This is a genomic window from Bartonella sp. LJL80 (assembly GCF_054871565.1).
This window is the reverse complement of sequence record NZ_JBTXLM010000002.1, coordinates 177,976-195,742: the sequence shown is the minus strand read 5'-3', so window position 1 is coordinate 195,742 and position 17,767 is coordinate 177,976. Positions and strand designations below refer to the sequence as shown.

At 49.8% G+C, this 17,767-nt stretch carries 18 protein-coding genes; 7 read left to right on the top strand and 11 right to left on the bottom strand.

Translation table 11 applies throughout. From position 1 onward, the window contains the following. The first annotated feature begins 42 nt into the window (after positions 1-42). On the top strand, positions 43-843 hold the full coding sequence (locus ACYSNS_RS05150; protein WP_461722077.1) for a penicillin-binding transpeptidase domain-containing protein: 801 nt from the start codon (positions 43-45) through the stop codon (positions 841-843). Positions 844-935: 92 nt separating this feature from the next. Next, positions 936-2,159 (top strand): YeeE/YedE family protein, encoded by a 1,224-nt coding sequence (locus ACYSNS_RS05145; RefSeq protein WP_461722076.1) that lies wholly within the window; start codon positions 936-938, stop codon positions 2,157-2,159. Positions 2,160-2,262: 103 nt separating this feature from the next. Here ACYSNS_RS05145 and ACYSNS_RS05140 read toward each other — a convergent pair whose 3' ends face one another. From ACYSNS_RS05140 to dxs, 3 genes are read right to left on the bottom strand one after another with little or no spacing between them, the layout of a single operon-like run. Continuing rightward, entirely contained in the window at positions 2,263-3,516 is a 1,254-nt protein-coding gene (locus ACYSNS_RS05140) for a class I SAM-dependent RNA methyltransferase (protein WP_461722075.1), read from the bottom strand. Continuing rightward, positions 3,513-4,259, bottom strand: coding sequence for a TlyA family RNA methyltransferase (locus ACYSNS_RS05135; protein ID WP_461722074.1), 747 nt, complete (start codon positions 4,257-4,259; stop codon positions 3,513-3,515). The genes ACYSNS_RS05140 and ACYSNS_RS05135 overlap by 4 nt, the downstream gene beginning before the upstream one ends. Before the next feature lies 1 nt (position 4,260). Further along, positions 4,261-6,183, bottom strand: a complete 1,923-nt coding sequence (gene dxs / locus ACYSNS_RS05130; protein WP_461722073.1) for a 1-deoxy-D-xylulose-5-phosphate synthase — start codon at positions 6,181-6,183, stop codon at positions 4,261-4,263. 459 nt (positions 6,184-6,642) lie between these two features. On the opposite strand from dxs, the gene ACYSNS_RS05125 reads away from it, so the two are divergent. Then, a complete protein-coding gene (locus ACYSNS_RS05125; protein ID WP_461722072.1) occupies positions 6,643-7,122 on the top strand; it encodes a DedA family protein in 480 nt (159 codons plus the stop codon). Between the two features lie 144 nt (positions 7,123-7,266). On the opposite strand, the gene ACYSNS_RS05120 is transcribed toward ACYSNS_RS05125, so the two are convergent. Genes ACYSNS_RS05120 through aroC form a run of 3 tightly spaced genes read right to left on the bottom strand, consistent with a single transcriptional unit; the run spans position 7,267 to position 9,746 of the window. Next, the gene (locus tag ACYSNS_RS05120; RefSeq protein ID WP_461722071.1) at positions 7,267-7,521 is read right to left on the bottom strand and encodes an exodeoxyribonuclease VII small subunit; all 255 of its coding nucleotides are present in this window, start codon (positions 7,519-7,521) and stop codon (positions 7,267-7,269) included. A gap of 7 nt (positions 7,522-7,528) precedes the next feature. After that, complete coding sequence (gene ribB, locus ACYSNS_RS05115; protein WP_461722070.1) at positions 7,529-8,641, bottom strand: 3,4-dihydroxy-2-butanone-4-phosphate synthase; 1,113 nt, start codon at positions 8,639-8,641, stop codon at positions 7,529-7,531. Between the two features lie 10 nt (positions 8,642-8,651). Beyond that, a complete protein-coding gene (gene aroC / locus ACYSNS_RS05110) occupies positions 8,652-9,746 on the bottom strand; it encodes a chorismate synthase (RefSeq protein ID WP_461722069.1) in 1,095 nt (364 codons plus the stop codon). Between the two features lie 457 nt (positions 9,747-10,203). On the opposite strand from aroC, the gene ACYSNS_RS05105 reads away from it, so the two are divergent. After that, positions 10,204-10,458, top strand: a complete 255-nt coding sequence (locus tag ACYSNS_RS05105) for a DUF1344 domain-containing protein (RefSeq protein ID WP_461722068.1) — start codon at positions 10,204-10,206, stop codon at positions 10,456-10,458. A gap of 231 nt (positions 10,459-10,689) precedes the next feature. On the opposite strand, the gene ACYSNS_RS05100 is transcribed toward ACYSNS_RS05105, so the two are convergent. Further along, positions 10,690-11,283, bottom strand: a complete 594-nt coding sequence (locus ACYSNS_RS05100; protein ID WP_461722067.1) for a histidine phosphatase family protein — start codon at positions 11,281-11,283, stop codon at positions 10,690-10,692. A gap of 4 nt (positions 11,284-11,287) precedes the next feature. Continuing rightward, positions 11,288-12,106: an enoyl-ACP reductase FabI gene (fabI, locus tag ACYSNS_RS05095; protein WP_461722066.1), complete on the bottom strand. Its 819-nt coding sequence runs from the start codon at positions 12,104-12,106 to the stop codon at positions 11,288-11,290. Between the two features lie 285 nt (positions 12,107-12,391). On the opposite strand from fabI, the gene hemB reads away from it, so the two are divergent. Both hemB and hemA read left to right on the top strand, forming a co-directional pair. Then, complete coding sequence (hemB, locus tag ACYSNS_RS05090; RefSeq protein WP_461722065.1) at positions 12,392-13,366, top strand: porphobilinogen synthase; 975 nt, start codon at positions 12,392-12,394, stop codon at positions 13,364-13,366. Positions 13,367-13,410: 44 nt separating this feature from the next. After that, positions 13,411-14,652: a 5-aminolevulinate synthase gene (hemA, locus tag ACYSNS_RS05085; RefSeq protein WP_461722064.1), complete on the top strand. Its 1,242-nt coding sequence runs from the start codon at positions 13,411-13,413 to the stop codon at positions 14,650-14,652. Between the two features lie 26 nt (positions 14,653-14,678). On the opposite strand, the gene ACYSNS_RS05080 is transcribed toward hemA, so the two are convergent. The 3 genes from ACYSNS_RS05080 to ACYSNS_RS05070 form a co-directional block, all read right to left on the bottom strand. After that, positions 14,679-15,167, bottom strand: a complete 489-nt coding sequence (locus ACYSNS_RS05080; RefSeq protein ID WP_461722063.1) for a copper chaperone PCu(A)C — start codon at positions 15,165-15,167, stop codon at positions 14,679-14,681. Between the two features lie 26 nt (positions 15,168-15,193). Then, entirely contained in the window at positions 15,194-16,117 is a 924-nt protein-coding gene (locus tag ACYSNS_RS05075) for a DnaJ C-terminal domain-containing protein (protein WP_461722062.1), read from the bottom strand. 271 nt (positions 16,118-16,388) lie between these two features. Further along, a complete protein-coding gene (locus ACYSNS_RS05070) occupies positions 16,389-16,907 on the bottom strand; it encodes an RT0821/Lpp0805 family surface protein (RefSeq protein WP_461722061.1) in 519 nt (172 codons plus the stop codon). Between the two features lie 11 nt (positions 16,908-16,918). On the opposite strand from ACYSNS_RS05070, the gene pdxH reads away from it, so the two are divergent. Further along, positions 16,919-17,542: a pyridoxamine 5'-phosphate oxidase gene (gene pdxH, locus ACYSNS_RS05065; RefSeq protein ID WP_461722060.1), complete on the top strand. Its 624-nt coding sequence runs from the start codon at positions 16,919-16,921 to the stop codon at positions 17,540-17,542. Positions 17,543-17,767 lie beyond the last annotated feature (225 nt).

The following is a 17,767-nucleotide window of genomic DNA, read 5'->3' as shown; positions in this document are numbered from 1 at the left end:
TCCATTACAAGCGCCTGAAGACCAAAGATTGAGGTTCATGAAGTGAGACATCGTTTTTTCAGCTTACCACTATTTGCTTTAATCTGCCTTTATTCGACGGCAGGTTTGGCCGATTGCGTGCTTTTAAAAGATGCGGATAAAGCAGAGCCGTTCTATCAGACCGGTGATTGCAGCAAGCGAGCAACAGCCGCCTCGACCTTCAAAATACCGCTGGCTATTATGGGTTATGATGCGGGCATACTTAAAAGCCCTGACGAGCCTGAATGGGATTATAAACCCGGTTATCCAGATTGGATTGAGGCCTGGAAAGGTCCACAAACGCCCAAAAGCTGGATGCGCTATTCCGTTGTTTGGTATTCGCAACTGTTGACCAATCAATTGGGAACGGCCAATGTGACGGCATATCTTAAAAAGTTTAGCTATGGCAATGAGGACATCTCCGATCAAAAAGGGGAAAAGGGCTTGGAGCGGGCATGGCTCAACGGCACTTTGCAGATCTCGCCGCTCGAACAATCACGGTTTGTGTCGAGAGTTGCAACAGGTGCCTTCAGCGCTACCCCACAAGAACAGAGCTTCCTCGAGACTATTCTTCGTTTGGATGAGACCGTTGATGGTTGGACCCTATATGGTAAAACCGGTGCAACCGGCTATAACAAGACGCCTATAGATGGCCAGCCACATCGTATTGGCTGGTTCGTCGGCTGGATGGAAAAGAATGGCCGCAAGATTGTCTTTGTCAATTACGGCGAACAGCTCAGTCCAAACAAAGATGTCACAGGTGTCTTGCTACGCGCAAAGTTTGTTGCAGAACTACCGGAATTTATTGCGAAAATACCGGAATAATCCGTCTATCTGTTGAAAAACGCGCATTGCTCTGGACGAAGCCGGCAGCAACCGTCTAGCATGGATTTCCGTTTTCTTTGAAAGGAACTGCCATGTACACGGTCGTGTCTGGTCAGCCCCGAAAGCTGTCCGCTTATCTTACTCTTCCCAAAATTCTTAGTTCTGTTTTTATCCTGGTTGGTGCCCTATGGCTGTCCATAGCCTATGGAATGCAGCAAGGCTTGCTGCTGATTGTCGGGGCGGCACTTGGGGTTACGCTTTATCATGCAGCATTCGGCTTCACCTCCGCGTGGCGTGTATTCATATCCGAAGGACGAGGCCGTGGCTTACGGGTGCAGATGTTGATGCTTGCCATCGCGGTGCTGCTGTTTTTTCCTGCATTGGGCTTGGGTGAAATTTTCGGACGTCCGGTAACCGGCTCACTGGCTCCTCTTAGCGTATCTGTCATCATCGGTGCTTTCATGTTTGGCATCGGGATGCAATTGGGTGGAGGTTGTGCATCGGGCGTACTTTTTACCACTGGCGGTGGCAATGCACGTATGCTCATCGTGCTATTGTTCTTCATTATCGGCGCCTTGATTTCCACAGCGCATGCGCCTTTTTGGTCGTCAGTGCCGGCATTGCCGCCTGTATCCTTGATAACAAGCCTCGGCGTGCCCATCGGTATTGTTGTTTCACTCCTTATGTTTGCGGCAATAGCCTATCTTACGGTTATAATAGAACGGCGCAAACATGGCTCTTTAGAGCAAGAAGAGGTGACCACACACTCCGGCTTTGAACGCTTTTTGCGTGGGCCATGGCCTTTAATATGGGGTGGTGTTGCCTTGGCGCTTCTTAATTTTGCAACACTGGTCATTTCCGGTAAGCCATGGAGCATTGCTGGTGCTTTTCCAATTTGGGGGGCCAAAATCAGTGGTTTAGTCGGCTATGATGTGTCCGGTTGGACATTTTGGCAAAATCCCGCAAATGCCAAAAACCTTGTTTCGAGCGTCTTTGCCAATGTCACATCGGTGATGGATTTCGGGATCATTGCCGGCGCCATGCTCGCCGCGGCCCTTGCCGGCCGGTTTGCCCCGACTTTGCGGATGCCGCTTGGTTCGTTTTTTGCCGCCATTATCGGCGGCCTGTTGCTGGGTTATGGCGCACGCATTGCGTTTGGATGCAATATCGGTGCCTATTTCTCCGGTATCGCCTCTGGAAGTCTTCATGGCTGGCTTTGGGTGATCGCGGCCTTTGTCGGCAACAGTGTGGGCGTCGCCCTGCGACCAATCTTTTTCAAGAATGTCGAAAGTGCGCCCAAGATAACCACACGCTGAATAATTGGAGCGCGTCCGACATTCGCCTGCCTCAATACGCGCTCCAAGTCTTTTTACTGTTGCATTTTCATTGCAACCCGCGTCATGGATTTTGTGAAATGCTCTACAGGCGCCAGCCCGGCTTGGGCTTGCGCTTTGTCAAGATAACCACTGTTTCCACATGCGGCGACCATAAAAACTGGTCAATAGGCACAGTTTTTTCGATTTTATAGCCGCCATCGACAAGGATAGAAAGATCACGCGCCAATGTGACAGGATTGCATGACACTGCAACCACACGTGCTACAGTTGTTTTCGCCAATTCCCGTGCCTGCTCTTCCGCACCAGCACGCGGCGGATCAAAAACCACACCGTCAAATTGTTCCAGCTCTTTTGCCGTCAAAGGCCGCCGGAAGAGATCACGCTTTTCATGGGTAATGGTTTTAAGCCCTGTTGCCCGACGCATGGCACGATCAAGGCTTGCAAGTGCATCACCATCACTTTCGACAGCATGGACATTCATCTTTTCCGCCATGCGGAATGTAAAACTGCCTGCTCCAGAAAATAGATCGGCAGCATTCTTGGTCTTTTTCAGACCCGCCATAATGGTGTCTGCCATCAAGGCTTCAGCCTGAGCCGTGGCCTGTAAAAAACCGCCCGCCGCCAGTTCGACAGCCACGGATCCAAAATGAATACGCGGTTTTTCCCGTTCGACGATGATTTCCCCTTCCACAGAAAGACGGGTAAGTTTTTGCCGCAAACCTTCGGTAACGAGACGTTGACGTACTGCATCATCGGGTACCAGGCAGCCATTCAAAGCAACATCAAAACCATTTTCTGCAACGGTCACTGTGATATGCATTTCCTTTGCATGATTAGCCATGATAGCGCAAAGCGAACGCATATCGGGCAATTTGTCCACAAGTTCCGGTCTCGAGACCGGGCATTCATTGATCGCAACGATATCGTGGGACGAATATCGGTTAAATCCGACAATCTGTCCCTTAGACGTCACCCGTGCTGTCAAGGTCATTCGCCGCCGTGTCTGTCGGTCGCAGGGTACAAGCGCGTCTGTTTCACATTCCAAACCGCGGCCCGAAAGGGCACTGACCACCAGAGATCGTTTCCAGTGCTGGTAAGATTCATCCTGCCAATGTTGTAATACGCAGCCTCCACAATCCTCGAAATGCCTGCATGCAGGATCAACCCGTTGTGGCGAACGGCTTTTCAATGCCATTACCATCCCACGATTTTCCTGCAAAGCAATGTTTGCAACTTCGCCCGGCAAAGTAAAAGGCACGTATACAGCGCCATGAGCGGTTTTAGCTACGCCATCACCCGCTGCACCGATATGGTCAATGACCACTTCTTCATTCATTGCGTTTTTTCTCCGAAAAGCAGAAATTCCTTGTTGCCGTCTCCGCCTTCAATCGGTGAAGGTAAAAGACCCACGGCCTGCCATCCTGCCTGCCCGTTAAGCCAGTTGAACAGATCCTGCGCTATATCTTGCGCAATAGTGGGGTCTTTCAGCAGCCCCCCCTTACCTATCGCCTCACGCCCCGCTTCAAACTGTGGCTTTACAAGCAGCACGGCCTGTGCCCCTTTTTCAGCTAAGGACAATGCCGGTGGCAAGGCCAGTTTCAAGGATATGAAGCTGACATCTGATACAACAAGGCCTATTGCCCGGCCATTGAGGTGCTGTTGCTGCAGATCGCGCGCATTCAGTCCTTCATAAAGCGTAATGGACGAATTGCCCAACAGGCTTACGTCCAATTGGCCATGCCCGACATCCACCGCAAATATGTGTTGCGCACCACGCTCCAACAAAACCTGAGTGAAGCCACCGGTCGACGCACCAATATCCAGCGCGTTAATGGATTGGCTGCGCAGCGGAAATCCTTCGAATGCCGCAAGTAGTTTTAAAGCGGCGCGGGAAACATAGTGGCGGGCCGGATCAGAAACAATAATATCACTATCCGGTGCAATCAGCTGACCGGCTTTTTCCATGCCGCGACCATCAACTGTGACCGTCTTACGCGCAATGGCATCACGAGCCCGCGAACGTGTGGGAAAAAAACCCTTTTCCACCAACAAGACATCCAGCCTTTGTTTTTCAGCCATATCAGGCCCGTATTTGCGGCGCAACCTGCGCTTCGCGGCCTAGTGCAGTGAAAACAGTATTGACGATACCGCGACGGTCCAGCCCGATTTGTGACAAAACCTTGTCTTGCGGGCCATGATGTAAATATTCATCCGGCAATGTCAGCGTCCGAATTTTCAAGCCACGATCGAGCAGACCGTCCTTGGCGAGAAACTGTAAAACCTGCGCGCCAAAACCACCCTGGGCGCCTTCCTCAATCGTAACCAAAACCTCGTGTTCGCGAGCTAGACGGCGAATAAGATCTTCATCCAACGGCTTGGCAAAGCGCGCGTCTGCAACGGTAGTTGACAAGCCTGCGGCAGCCAATTCGTCCGCAGCCGCCAAGGCTTCCTGCAGCCTCGTTCCAAAACCGATTAATGCCACCTTGCTGCCCTCGCGCAGAATGCGACCTTTACCGATTTCCAAAAGTTCACCGCGTTTGGGCAAATCCATGCCAACGCCTTCACCGCGCGGATAGCGGAATGATATTGGCCCCTGATCGTAAGCGGCAGCCGTGCGTACCATATGCATCAACTCTGCTTCATCTGAAGGTGCCATAACCACGAAACCAGGCAGTGAAACAAGGAATCCCGTGTCAAAGCTTCCCGCATGGGTGGAACCATCGGCACCGACAAAGCCCGCCCGGTCTATGGCGAAACGCACCGGAAGATTTTGGATTGAAACATCGTGGACAATCTGGTCATAGCCGCGTTGCAAAAATGTTGAATAGATGGCGACAAAGGGTTTATAGCCCTCGCAGGCCATACCCGCCGCAAATGTAACCGCGTGCTGCTCGGCAATGCCGACATCAAACATTCGACCCGGAAATTTTTCGACAAATGAATCAAGCCCTGTGCCGGTTGGCATCGCTGCTGTAACGCCGACAATCTTGTCGTCATGACTGGCTTCCTCAATCAACGCTTTGGCAAATACCTTGGTGTAGGAAGGTGCATTGCTTTGCGCCTTGACCTGCTTTCCGGTGATAACGTCGAAACGATTAACACCGTGATATTTGTCGCTTGCCGCTTCCGCAGGGGCGTAGCCTTTTCCTTTACGGGTGACCACGTGAAGGAGCACCGGCCCATCAGGATGTTCGCGCACATTTTTTAACACCGGCAAAAGATGGTCGAGATTATGCCCATCGATAGGCCCGACATAGTAAAATCCAAGTTCTTCAAACAATGTGCCACCGGTGAGGAAGCCACGAGCAAACTCTTCAGAACGGCGCGCTTTATCCCAGAAGAATTTCGGCAATTTCTTGCTTAGGGCTTTGGCTCTTTCGCGCAGACTGCGATAGGCAGGACTGGAAACAAGGCGAGCGAGATAAGCGCTCATCGCGCCGGTTGGCGGTGCAATTGACATGTCATTATCGTTCAAAATAACAATCAGTCGTGCATCCAAAGCACCGGCATTGTTCATGGCTTCATAAGCCATACCCGCCGACATCGAACCATCGCCAATGACCGCAATGACATTACGTTTGTTTTCGTGCTTGAGCGCGCTGGCGACAGCCATGCCCAAACCAGCCGAAATTGATGTGGACGAGTGGCCGGCACCAAACGGGTCGTAGGTGCTTTCGCTGCGTTTGGTAAAGCCTGATAGTCCGCCTTCCTGACGTAAGGTGCGGATTTTATCACGGCGTCCCGTTAAAATCTTATGCGGATAGGCCTGATGTCCCACATCCCATATAATGCGATCGTCCGGCGTATTGAAAACATAATGCAACGCAACTGTCAGTTCGACAACACCCAATCCCGCCCCCAAATGACCGCCCGTAACCGAAACCGCATCAATGGTTTCAGCACGAAGTTCATCGGCGAGTTGCACCAGATCGCTTTCAGGCAATGCGCGCAAATCCTGCGGCAAATGCACACGATCCAACAAGGGTGTTGATGGTCGGGACAAAATAATTTCCTTAACTTATCAAGACATTCGCAGTTGTTTACAGCTTTTGAAGCCAGTTTGCACCTTTTATTAAAAAAAAACAGTAAAAGGTGATAAGAGTTCCATCAAAATATGATGATAAATGCGTACCAGCGTCAGGACCTACTCATTTAAACGATATGGCACCATAAACCGTAAAGAGGTTCGCGAAGGAAAGCGAAAAGCGGAGGGATACCCGATTGAGCTTTGGAACCAAGCAGATTGAAGCTGTTTTTGTGTCCCTGCGGTATGTGGTAAACTTCGACGACACCCCCACCGAAAGCATTACAAAGCCGTATTGCACATGCAACAGATCGATTAATAAACGCCCTTATGTTATTTTTTACACCGTGATAAGGACATTGCAGCAACCCAAACGTTGCATGACACTTATAGCTTTTAGACGCCAATCGGCCACGCGAAAAAAGAACTTTTTGAAACATGATTGAACATCTGATCGAGCAATATGGCGCTTTTGCCTATTTCTTTGTGTTATTTCTGGAATCACTCGGTGCGCCAGTACCGGGCGAAAGCGGCCTTATCGTTGGCTCGCTCATGGCAGCGGCTGGAAAATTAAATCTGCCAACCATGCTGATTTGCGCGTTCGTTGGAAGCGTTTTGGGTGATTGCACGGGATATGCGATTGGTCGTTTCGGCGGGAAAAAACTGCTTCTGCGTTATGGGCATTGGGTGAAACTAACACCGGAACGTCTCGAGCATTTCCAAGACATGCTTAACAAACGTGGGTTCTTTTTCGTTGTGACTGCCCGCTTCATTGTTATTCTACGTCAATTGAACGGTCTCATTGCCGGATCAGGCGGTATGGCATTTCCAAAATTTCTTTGCGCCAATATCATCGGCGCAGCAGCCTGGACAATTGTTTGGGGTGGCGGCCCTTACCTGATCAAGTATTTTTTCTAAAACACCACCGCGATCGACAATACGAACCTCTCTTCACGCTATCAATGCGGTTGTGACAGATGTATCGGCCTCGAGGGCTACGAACAGCCCTGCACTCTATGCCATCACTTATTGCTAAACAGACACAGAGCAACCAGCTCTCTTCTATTCAGCATCAAGCGGTTCAACACCTTCGGGGCGTCCTTCACGCGAAAGACGTATTTTTTCAACCTTGTTTTCCGCTGCCTTCAACAACGTATCGCAATGCTTTTTCAACGCTTCCCCACGCTCATAGATGCGAATGGACTGTTCGAGTGCGACATCACCGCGTTCAAGATTTTCGACAATGCGCTCCAATTGTTCAAGCGCCTGTTCGAAACTCATGGCTGCAATGTCGTTATTTTCTGTTTCCTGTGTCATAAGACCCTCATAAAATATCTGTTCTGGCAATACGAATGCCAAAGCCTTCTAAGCCGACATAATGGCGCTCGCGCGATGCATAGAGGATGACAGAACTGATACCCAGATGTTTGAGAATTTGCGCGCCCAAACCAATCTGGCGCCATTCTTCTTCACGTTGAACTGCCTGTTCATGGGTTTCGAGCCCTTCCATGGACATTTCGCGATTACGCATATCACCCTGATGGCCTACCCCGACTGAACCTTCGCGCAGATAAACGAATACGCCACGTTTTTCCTTTTCAACCATGAGGCGCAAGATGGATTCGACATCCTGCGTTTTTCCGAAGACGTCATGGATGACATTTTCACGATGCAGGCGGACAGGAATGTTTTCTCCATCACGAATATCCCCCAGGACTACCGCAACATGCTGCATCGGCTCCCATGGCAGCTGATAGCTATGGGCGACAGCCGGTCCTGCGCAGGTTTCAATTTGCATTTCATCCACATGCTCGATCAGCGTTTCCTTGCGCTGACGATAAGCAATGAGATCTGCCACAGTCACAACATGCAAATCGTGTTCAGCCGCAAACCCTGTAACTTCCGGGCCGTGTTTGACCGTTCCGTCGTCATTAACCAGCTCACCAATAACGCCGATGGGTGGCAGGTTGGCAAGCTTACATAAGTCCACAGCCGCTTCTGTATGGCCCGAACGCATCAAAACTCCGCCTTCACGCGCAATCAATGGAAAGATATGCCCCGGACGCACAAAGTCTGCACCACTGACATTCGGGTTGGCAAGATTGCGCACCGTCAATGTACGGTCTTCTGCAGAAATGCCCGTTGTTGTGCCGTGCCTGAAATCCACCGTTACGGTGAAAGCCGTATGGTGGGCCGAGTCGTTATCCGCAACCATCGGCGCAAGGTTCAGCCGTTTGGCTTCTTCTTTCGGCATGGGCGCACACACGATTCCCGATGTGTTACGCACTATAAAAGCCATCTTTTCTGGTGTGCAATGCACCGCTGCCACAATAAGATCACCTTCATTTTCACGCCCATCATCGTCGGTAACGACAACAATTTCACCACGTTCAAATGCGCGTATGGCATCCACAACCGATTTCTGGTTATACGTCATGGTATTCCTTTCAAATCCGGCCTGTCTGGCCCCTATGTCTGAGATAATGATCGGCAAGGGCGCAAGCAACCATCGCTTCACCAACCGGTACAGCCCTTATACCCACACAGGGATCGTGCCGCCCTTTGGTCACCACATCGACATTATTGCCATCAGCATCAATGGAATGGCGCGGCGTAAGGATCGATGACGTCGGCTTGACGGCAAAGCGCGCTATAATCGGCTGTCCGCTAGAGATACCACCAAGGATACCGCCTGCATGGTTACTAAGAAAAATGGGGCTTCCATCGTTACCCATACGCATTTCATCGGCATTTTCTTCACCCGTCAAACGGGCGGCGTTAAATCCTTCGCCGATTTCGACTGCTTTGACGGCATTGATGGACATGAGCAGCGAAGCGATATCCTGATCAAGCTTGCCATAAATTGGCGCACCAAGACCTGCCGGTACATTTTCTGCGACCACCTCGACGATGGCCCCGACGGAAGAGCCAGCTTTGCGCAAACCATCCATATAGGTTGCGAACTGTTCTGCCGCGACAGGATCGGGTGTGAAAAACGGATTGCGCTCGACCTCATCCCAGTCCCAACGACTGCGGTCAATGTCGAGCGGGCCAATGGCGGTCACAGCGGCGCGCACAACCAGATGTGGAACAATTTTACGCGCAATGGCACCTGCTGCCACCCGTGCGGCTGTTTCACGCGCCGATGAACGGCCACCACCACGATAATCCCTGATGCCATATTTGACATCATAGGTGTAGTCCGCATGCCCCGGTCGATATTGGCGGGCAATTTCACCATAATCCTTGGAACGTTGATCGGTATTTTCGATCATCATGGATATAGGTGTTCCAGTTGTCACAAGATTTGCATCATCGTCACATGGAAGAACGCCTGACAGGATTTTCACCTGATCAGGCTCGCGACGCTGAGTCGTATATTTGGACTGGCCGGGCTTGCGCTTATCCAGATAGGCTTGTACTTCGGCTACGCTAAAGACAATACCGGGCGGGCAACCATCGATCACGCATCCAAGCGCCGGGCCATGGCTCTCGCCCCAAGTGGTTACGCGGAACAATTGTCCAAAAGTATTATGCGACATCAAAAGCGCCTATTCTGTCTTGCTATTTTCATAAAGTTTTATTGACCTTTTGTGTCTTGGTCAAACAGCCAGATCAAAGAACATAACAATTTTGATTGATAATAGATGTTTTCCATAGGCTTTCTTGGCACCGAAGCTTTGCAATTGGTCTCGGGCGCGGTGACAACTCCTGAATTCACTGCGTCGGTGCAAAAATTTTTAGCCGGTTAGGAGAGAGAGGTCAGGCGGTGTGGTTCCACCGTTAAGGTTTTTGCGACGCATGGAGACGGGTTGTCTGCCCAATTCTTTCTGGGCCTTGCCAAAATGGTCTCTGCACAGTCGAATACTATGGATAAAAAGCCTGCTAATGTTTTACAACCGGTGGATGACAGTGTTTTCGGTTGACCATTGGCTATCGTTTCGACACAATTCCATGGCATGAATCATCGAAATCGATTTATTTGAAAGGGCCCTGAATATGAGAAAATTGGCTCTCATTGGCTGTGTAATGGCATTCCTTTTCCCTGCTCTCGCCAGCGCTGAAGATGCGGAAGGCACCATTACCTCAATTGATGAAAACGCAAACACCATCGTTCTGGATAATGGAAAAACCTATAGCTTACCGGGTGAGTTTGACTATTCGGTGCTGAATGAAGGCATGAAGGTAATAGTTTTTTATGATGCACAGGGTGCCAACCGCTACGTAACGGATATTGAACCACAGGATAGCTGATCCGACACGGCACCTACGTTAATCAAATAAAAAAGCCCGCCGTAAGCGGGCTATTTTTTTTTAAAATCGGTCCGGTAATCCGGCCGGCATCTCATGCATGGTGCTGTTCATTTCATTCACTTTACATGCATCTAGTATCTGTTTTAACGCGATAGAAGCAAGGATATTAAACAATCCTGTCAACGGTTTAACTTGCGGATGCGATCTCCACTTTTGGCTAGACGCTTTATCTTAAAGCCATTCGAGACCATGCTGGTCGAAACGCAGAATACGATCTTGCTCTATCGAAATATTGGCTGCCTCCACCTCGCTTAATCCGCCATAGACGTGCAAGATGGAACGCAGGCATCCGCCATGTGTGACACAAACCGTATCGCCCTGAACGGCATCAACCCAAGCCTTGATGCGTTTGGCAAGCATGGCATAGCTTTCCGCCTTTACGCCCGGGGGGACAAAATTCCATTTATCTTTGATGCGGGCTTCGATCTGATCGGGATGCAATTCTGCAATTTCATCTTCGGTATAGCCCTGCCAATCACCGAAATGCAGCTCCATCAACTGCGGATCCGTGCGATAAGCCGGTACGTCCAAGCTCATTTGGGTACGGATAATATCCATGGTTTCGCGCGTACGGCGTAGCGGACTTGCTACAAAGTCAAAGCCCTTGGCTTCGCCTATGAGCTCTTTCAGCAAGCGTCCATTGCGTGCCGCCTGCCCGCGGCCAACCTCGGTAATATCACGATCAATCTGCCCTTGAATACGCCTGCTGACATTCCAATCCGTCTGACCATGACGAGAAAAATAAATAAGCGGGCGTTTCGACACGATATTAATCCTTTATAACTGACATATCCGGAGCATCGACGGCCTTCATGCCGATCACATGATAGCCTGAATCGACGTGATGCACTTCACCGGTGACAGAACGCGACAAATCAGACAGGAAGTAAAGTGCTGAATCGCCAACTTCGTCAATGGTTACAGTCCGACGCAGCGGTGCATTATACTCATTCCACTTCAGAATGTAACGGAAGTCACCGATACCCGAAGCGGCTAGCGTCTTGATAGGGCCGGCAGAAACCGCGTTAACGCGGATTTTCTTTGGCCCAAGGTCTACCGCCAGATATTTCACACTGGCTTCCAAAGCAGCCTTTGCAACACCCATGACATTGTAATTGGGCATGACTTTTTCAGCGCCGTAATAGGTCAGCGTCAAAACAGAGCCACCATCGGTCATCAATTTTTCTGCCCGTTGGGTCACAGCCGTCAATGAATAAACCGAAATATTCATTGTCATGTTGAAATTGGCTTCTGTTGTATCGACATAACGGCCCGTAAGCTCGTCTTTGTCCGAAAAGCCAATCGCATGAACAAGAAAGTCCAACTTGCCCCACTTCTTTTCGATTTCTGCAAAAACCGCATCAATCGACGCACCATCTGTGACATCGCAATGGCCGCAGACAAAACCGCCGAGCTCTTCGGCCAGAGGCTCCACACGTTTTTTCATTGCTTCACCCTGATAGGTGAAAGCCAGTTCCGCACCTGCAGCAGAGGCAGCCTTGGCAATCCCCCATGCTATTGAACGATTATTCGCCAGACCCAGGATCAAACCACGCTTGCCGCGCAACAAACCATTACTGTCAGCCATTGGCATTGCCTCTTTATTGCTTTAAATCAATCTTTTCAGCTTGCCCTATGACATAGCTATGGTTTTTCTTCAAGCAATTGGTTTGTTTTGCACCAAAAAGCACCCTTTCTATACAAGGAAAAAGCGGCTTTTGCGATTAACATCTCGTTTCATCAGCAAACCGGTTGCGTTTTTTATTGATGATTCTATAGTTTGCGTTGTGTAAGCTTAGCCTATAACCCATTTGAAACTTGAACCATCGAAACGGTTGTTGTTATTCCATCCGTCTTTCGTCTGGAGAATGCCATGTTTCCTGTAACCCGTATGCGTCGCTTGCGTCGTACGCCCCAATTGCGGGCTTTGGTCAATGAAACGAAACTTGATCTTGATACGCTGATCTATCCGATTTTTGTTGAAGAAGAAATTGAGGAAGAGATACCCGTTGCTGCCCTTCCCGGTGTCTCGCGTATTCCTGAAAAAAAACTGGATGAACATGTCCGTACACTTTACCGTGAAGGCATCAGGGCTATCCTGCTTTTCGGCGTATCCAAGCATAAGGATGATACCGGAAGCGACAGCTTGCGTGAAGATGGCCTTCTTGCCCGCATGATCCGTACGGCTAAAAATGCTGTCCCCGAAATGCTGGTCATTTCAGATAACTGTTTTTGTGAATATACAACGCATGGCCATTGCGGCGTTTTTCATCACGACCATCTGGATAATGATGCAACGATCGAAAATCTCGGCCTACAGGCGGTTGTTTGCGCACGTGCTGGCGCTGATATTGTTGCGCCGTCTGCAATGATGGATGGCCAAATCCAGGCCATACGCTGCGCCCTCGACGCACATGGCTACCACCAAGTGCCAATTATGGCTTACTCGGCAAAATTTGCTTCGAGTTTTTATGGTCCATTCCGCGAAGCGGCTGGTTCGACCTTGAAGGGCGACCGGAAGACCTATCAGATGGACATTGCCAACCGACGTGAGGCGCTACGCGAATCCTTTGCCGACGAACAGGAGGGTGCTGATTTCCTGATGATCAAACCGGCCGGTACGTCGCTCGACATTATCGCAGATATTGAAGCCCAAACCACTCTGCCGATTGCTGCCTATCAGGTGAGCGGTGAATATGCGGCGATTAAATTTGCCGCCCGTGCCGGCGCCTTGGATGAGCAATCTGCCATGATCGAATCCCTCACCGTCATCAAGCGCGCGGGAGCGAGCATTATCATCACATATTTCGCGCGTGATGTGGCCCGGCTATTGAAGGCCCAAGGCTGACACACAGCGTAACATCACGAAAACCGGTAAAGAAGATATCCGTCATGTTTGACTATGACAAAGCATTTGAAGACAATATCAAAGCGGTGCAAAAAGAAGGACGCTATCGTGTATTTGCAGACTTGCAACGCAATATAACGTCCTTTCCGCAGGCAACTTTCTTCGATGACGAAGGAAAAGAAAAAACCGTTACGATTTGGTGTTCAAATGATTATCTCGGCCAAGGCTGCAATCCCGTAGTCGTTGACGCAATTTGCAACGCGGTGAAAACCTCCGGCGCCGGTGCTGGCGGCACACGCAATATATCGGGCAATACACATTATCATATCCTGCTGGAGCAGGAATTGGCAGCATTACATGGTAAGGATGCCGCTTTATTATTTTCATCCGGTTATGTTGCCAATGATGCGGCGATCTCAACAGTCACCAAAGCTCTCCCTAACTGCATTATATTTTCTGATGAAAAAAATCACGCCTCGATGATTGAAGGCATTCGCCATAGTGGAGCAGCCAAGCATATCTTCCGCCATAATGACCTTGACCATCTTGAACAGCTATTAAAACAATATCCGCTCGACACCCCGAAGCTTATCGCTTTTGAAAGCGTGTATTCGATGGATGGCGATTTTGGAAAGATTGTCGAAATCATCACTCTGGCAAAACGTTATGGTGCGCTAACCTATCTGGATGAGGTTCACGCCGTCGGAATGTATGGTGAAACTGGTGCCGGTGTTGCGGAGCAATTGGGCGTTGCTAATGACATCGATATTATACAGGCAACTCTGGGTAAGGCGTTTGGCTGCATGGGCGGCTATATCGCCGCCAATCGCACATTGATTGACATGGTGCGCAGCAATGCCTCCGGCTTTATCTTTACAACGTCTCTGCCGCCATCAATTACTGCCGGTGCATTGGCAAGTATCAAAGATCTGCGCGGTGAAAATGGTAAAAAACTACGTCAGCGCCACCAAGAAAGAGCCAAAAAATTAAAATCCATGTTGCACAACAAGTGTTTGCCCTACATTCACGCCCCCTCCCATATCGTGCCGGTGATGGTTGGTGAACCGGATTTGTGCCGGAAGCTAAGTACGATATTGCTTGAGCGGTTTGGCATTTATATTCAACCGATCAACTACCCAACGGTTGCCCGAGGTACAGAACGTTTAAGGATCACCGCAACACCGTTTCATGATGATCACATGATGGAACAGCTGGTCAATGCGCTGGACACATTATGGGACGAGCTCGCTATTGCGCGAAGCAATGAGGCGACATGCGCTGCATAAAACGCAGCGTTTTACCCGCATTGCCCTTAATAGCGCGAACGGGATGAATCCATATTCTGTTCATCATTTGCAGGTTCGATAACAAATGTCACTGCAACATCACCAGACCTTGTGAAATGCAAAACCGCCGGAATCATCTCGCCCTCAAGCAGGGGCTCTTTAAGATTATGAAATGTGATGTGGATACCATCGGGCCCGAATTCAACATCACCATTCGATGGAACGATGATTGGCCCCTTTACCCGATGTTGATTGCCGGTTTTAGGCGTTTTCTCGGTAAACTCTGTGCGATCTGAAACCGGTGACGTCACCGATATCAGCGCGTCATCGTCAAAACCGAGATTGCGGATCAGCATATAACCGGAACCGACCGTCGACATTGGTGGCGTTGCCTGCGACCAAGGGCTTTCAACAACGATATCGCCTTTTTGGAAATTTTGCGCCCATGCCGGCATCGCAGTGCATAATGTGAGAAGGAGCGTGCCTATGATGTTTCTGGTCGCTAAACCAATCATCTTCACGCCCCCCTTCAACTAGCCGCTTAAGCCTGTGCTTTGAAAAATTGTTCCAAAGCCGCATCCCCGCCTTCAGGCAACATGATACGCACATGAACAAACAGATCATCGCGGCCGCCGCTTTTCAACGGCAAGCCCTTGCCTTTCAGCCGCAAAACACGGTCGGAACTAGACCATGCCGGCACTGTCAGAGCGATACGGCCTTCCAAGGTTTCCACTTCTTCCTTTGCGCCCAAAACAGCATCCTTGAGAGCAACCGGGAGATCGAGATGCAAAGCCCGTCCTTCCACTTGAAAACGCGGATGTTTTTTGATGTGGATTGTCACCATGGCATCACCCGGTGTTCCGCGTGATACAGCTTCGCCCTGCCCTTTAAGACGGATCGTCTGCCCATCTTCTACAAAAGCGGGCAATTTTATCTTCAGCTTTTTACCATTGGGGAACACAGCCTCAACCTTATCGGCACCGACTATTTGTTCCAATGAAACAGAAAGCGTAGCTTTGATATCAGCCCCTTGTTGTGGGGGTTCTGCCCGCCCGCGATTGCCAAAGCCGGAAAACCCGCCTTTGTTGCCACCACCGAAAAGATCCCGGAAGATATCACTGGCATCAAAGCCACCGGCCCCGCCCGATGAACGGAAGTCGAAATGCTCACCGCCATTGCCGAAAGGGCTTTGGCCACCTGAAAAGCCTTGACCGCCACCGCCGCCATAGCCTTGAAACACAGGCTTTCCTTCCGCGTCGATCTCGCCGCGGTCAAACTGGGCTTTTTTGTCTTTATCGCCTATGATTTCATAGGCTTGGTTGATTTCCGAAAACTTTTCCTTTGCCTTCACATCATCCTTATTGTGATCAGGATGATATTGTTTGGCCAATTTTCTAAATGCAGATTTAATCTCTTGCGGTTTGGCGGTGCGCGCCACACCGAGAACCGTATAGGGATCGCGCATATTTATCCTCTTTCCAGTTGTCCATGCGTGTCAAAACAGCAATGGTACAGCTTAATGCAAATTTCCATCCCGCTTCATCAAGCAGGCCAGCAAAGCATATTGTGATTTATAGTGTCCACGAACATATGCCTCAACTGTTCAAATTTCCGCATGTTTTCACCGCAAAAGCCTAGCCACTTTTGCGAGAACATGCTTCAGGTTACCCATTATATGCCTATCACGAATAAAAAATACCAGATGATCTTCGATTTTTTTATGTATTTTGAACGACTTATTGCACAAGATCGAAAGCGGTCATCGTCCAGACATCATCAGCGACTTGGCAAACTTGTCCTTGATAGAGATTAACGCCGTCATAGGCCGCGCGTGTGGTCTGAAAACTGCGGCATAAGCGCCCATTGGCTTTACGCTCTGCAATCTGGCTAATCACACCTTCACTTCCCGTCACAGCATTTTCCCAATTGAATGAGGCTGCTCCAATTTCGCCTTTATTGAGTGTGCTGATCTTATCGCGAACCACAAGTTGATCTGACTGTTGCACCGGGCTTACCGTGGCTTGTGGTGTCGGCGCTATTGAACCGGTAACAATGGAGGCATCCGGTTTAAATGATGCATCGGCCTTATCGGCCTTGAAACCGGCAACGATACAGCCTTGCATTGGCAAAACGATCGTGACAAAAATGAATAGAGAACCGAACCGGCTTTTCGGAAGAGAAAAGGCTTTCATACCAGTCTTTTTCTGTGTCGGTTGGGCAGTTTGACGACACGTTATTTTACGCAATACACACATTCAGGTGCATTATGACAGACAAAGCGTTAACAAGCGGTGACTTCAGCCAGGCACAGGAACCATTTGCGCTTTTTGCCGACTGGCTGAAAGATGCAACCGCAAGCGAAATAAACGATCCGAACGCAATGGCGGTTGCCACGGTGGATAAGGACGGTTTACCGGATGTTCGCATGGTTTTGCTAAAAGGCTTTGATGCGCAAGGCTTTGTTTTTTATACAAACTTTGAGAGTCAAAAAGGACAGGAAATTTTGGGCTCGATGAAAGCAGCGTTGTGTTTTCATTGGAAATCACTGCGCCGACAAGTGCGTGTTCGTGGTCTGGTAGAGGTGGTCAGCGACGAAGAAGCGGATGCCTATTATCAATCCCGCGCCCGTGGAAGCCGAATAGGCGCTTGGGCATCGAAACAGTCACGCCCACTGGAAAGCCGCTTTTCTTTGGAAAAAGCTGTTGCTGAATATACCGCCCGTTATGCGATAGGTGCCATCCCACGCCCCCCCTATTGGTCGGGTTTCCGCATTCGACCTGTGTCCATCGAATTCTGGCACGACCGGCCGTTCCGCTTACATGACCGGGTACAATTTACCCGAGATGATCACCAAAGCGATATCTGGCAAACGCAGCGACTCTATCCCTAGGATCAAGACCTAGAGCGGTTCCCGATTGATGTGGTTTATCAATCGGATAAGATACCGCGACAGATCGCAAGCTTGAGACGCGCCAGCCTGATGAAATCAGGTCGAAAAGCGCTCTAAAAACACATCAGAGTGAATCCGTTTTCGATAGAAGTGTGGATTCACTCTCAAATTTTTTCTTGCGTATTTTCCGAAAGAAAAAGCCATTCAGTCTTTTTAAGAAATACC

Coding starts and splice junctions, on each gene's coding strand:
- ACYSNS_RS05145 (WP_461722076.1), top strand. CDS start 936: ATGTACACGGTCGTGTCTGGTCAGCCCCGAAAGCTGTCCGCTTATCTT.
- ACYSNS_RS05140 (WP_461722075.1), bottom strand. CDS start 3,516: ATGAATGAAGAAGTGGTCATTGACCATATCGGTGCAGCGGGTGATGGC.
- ACYSNS_RS05135 (WP_461722074.1), bottom strand. CDS start 4,259: ATGGCTGAAAAACAAAGGCTGGATGTCTTGTTGGTGGAAAAGGGTTTT.
- ACYSNS_RS05125 (WP_461722072.1), top strand. CDS start 6,643: ATGATTGAACATCTGATCGAGCAATATGGCGCTTTTGCCTATTTCTTT.
- ACYSNS_RS05120 (WP_461722071.1), bottom strand. CDS start 7,521: ATGACACAGGAAACAGAAAATAACGACATTGCAGCCATGAGTTTCGAA.
- ribB (WP_461722070.1), bottom strand. CDS start 8,641: ATGACGTATAACCAGAAATCGGTTGTGGATGCCATACGCGCATTTGAA.
- aroC (WP_461722069.1), bottom strand. CDS start 9,746: ATGTCGCATAATACTTTTGGACAATTGTTCCGCGTAACCACTTGGGGC.
- ACYSNS_RS05105 (WP_461722068.1), top strand. CDS start 10,204: ATGAGAAAATTGGCTCTCATTGGCTGTGTAATGGCATTCCTTTTCCCT.
- fabI (WP_461722066.1), bottom strand. CDS start 12,106: ATGGCTGACAGTAATGGTTTGTTGCGCGGCAAGCGTGGTTTGATCCTG.
- hemB (WP_461722065.1), top strand. CDS start 12,392: ATGTTTCCTGTAACCCGTATGCGTCGCTTGCGTCGTACGCCCCAATTG.
- hemA (WP_461722064.1), top strand. CDS start 13,411: ATGTTTGACTATGACAAAGCATTTGAAGACAATATCAAAGCGGTGCAA.
- ACYSNS_RS05080 (WP_461722063.1), bottom strand. CDS start 15,167: ATGATTGGTTTAGCGACCAGAAACATCATAGGCACGCTCCTTCTCACA.
- ACYSNS_RS05075 (WP_461722062.1), bottom strand. CDS start 16,117: ATGCGCGATCCCTATACGGTTCTCGGTGTGGCGCGCACCGCCAAACCG.
- ACYSNS_RS05070 (WP_461722061.1), bottom strand. CDS start 16,907: ATGTGTGTATTGCGTAAAATAACGTGTCGTCAAACTGCCCAACCGACA.
- pdxH (WP_461722060.1), top strand. CDS start 16,919: ATGACAGACAAAGCGTTAACAAGCGGTGACTTCAGCCAGGCACAGGAA.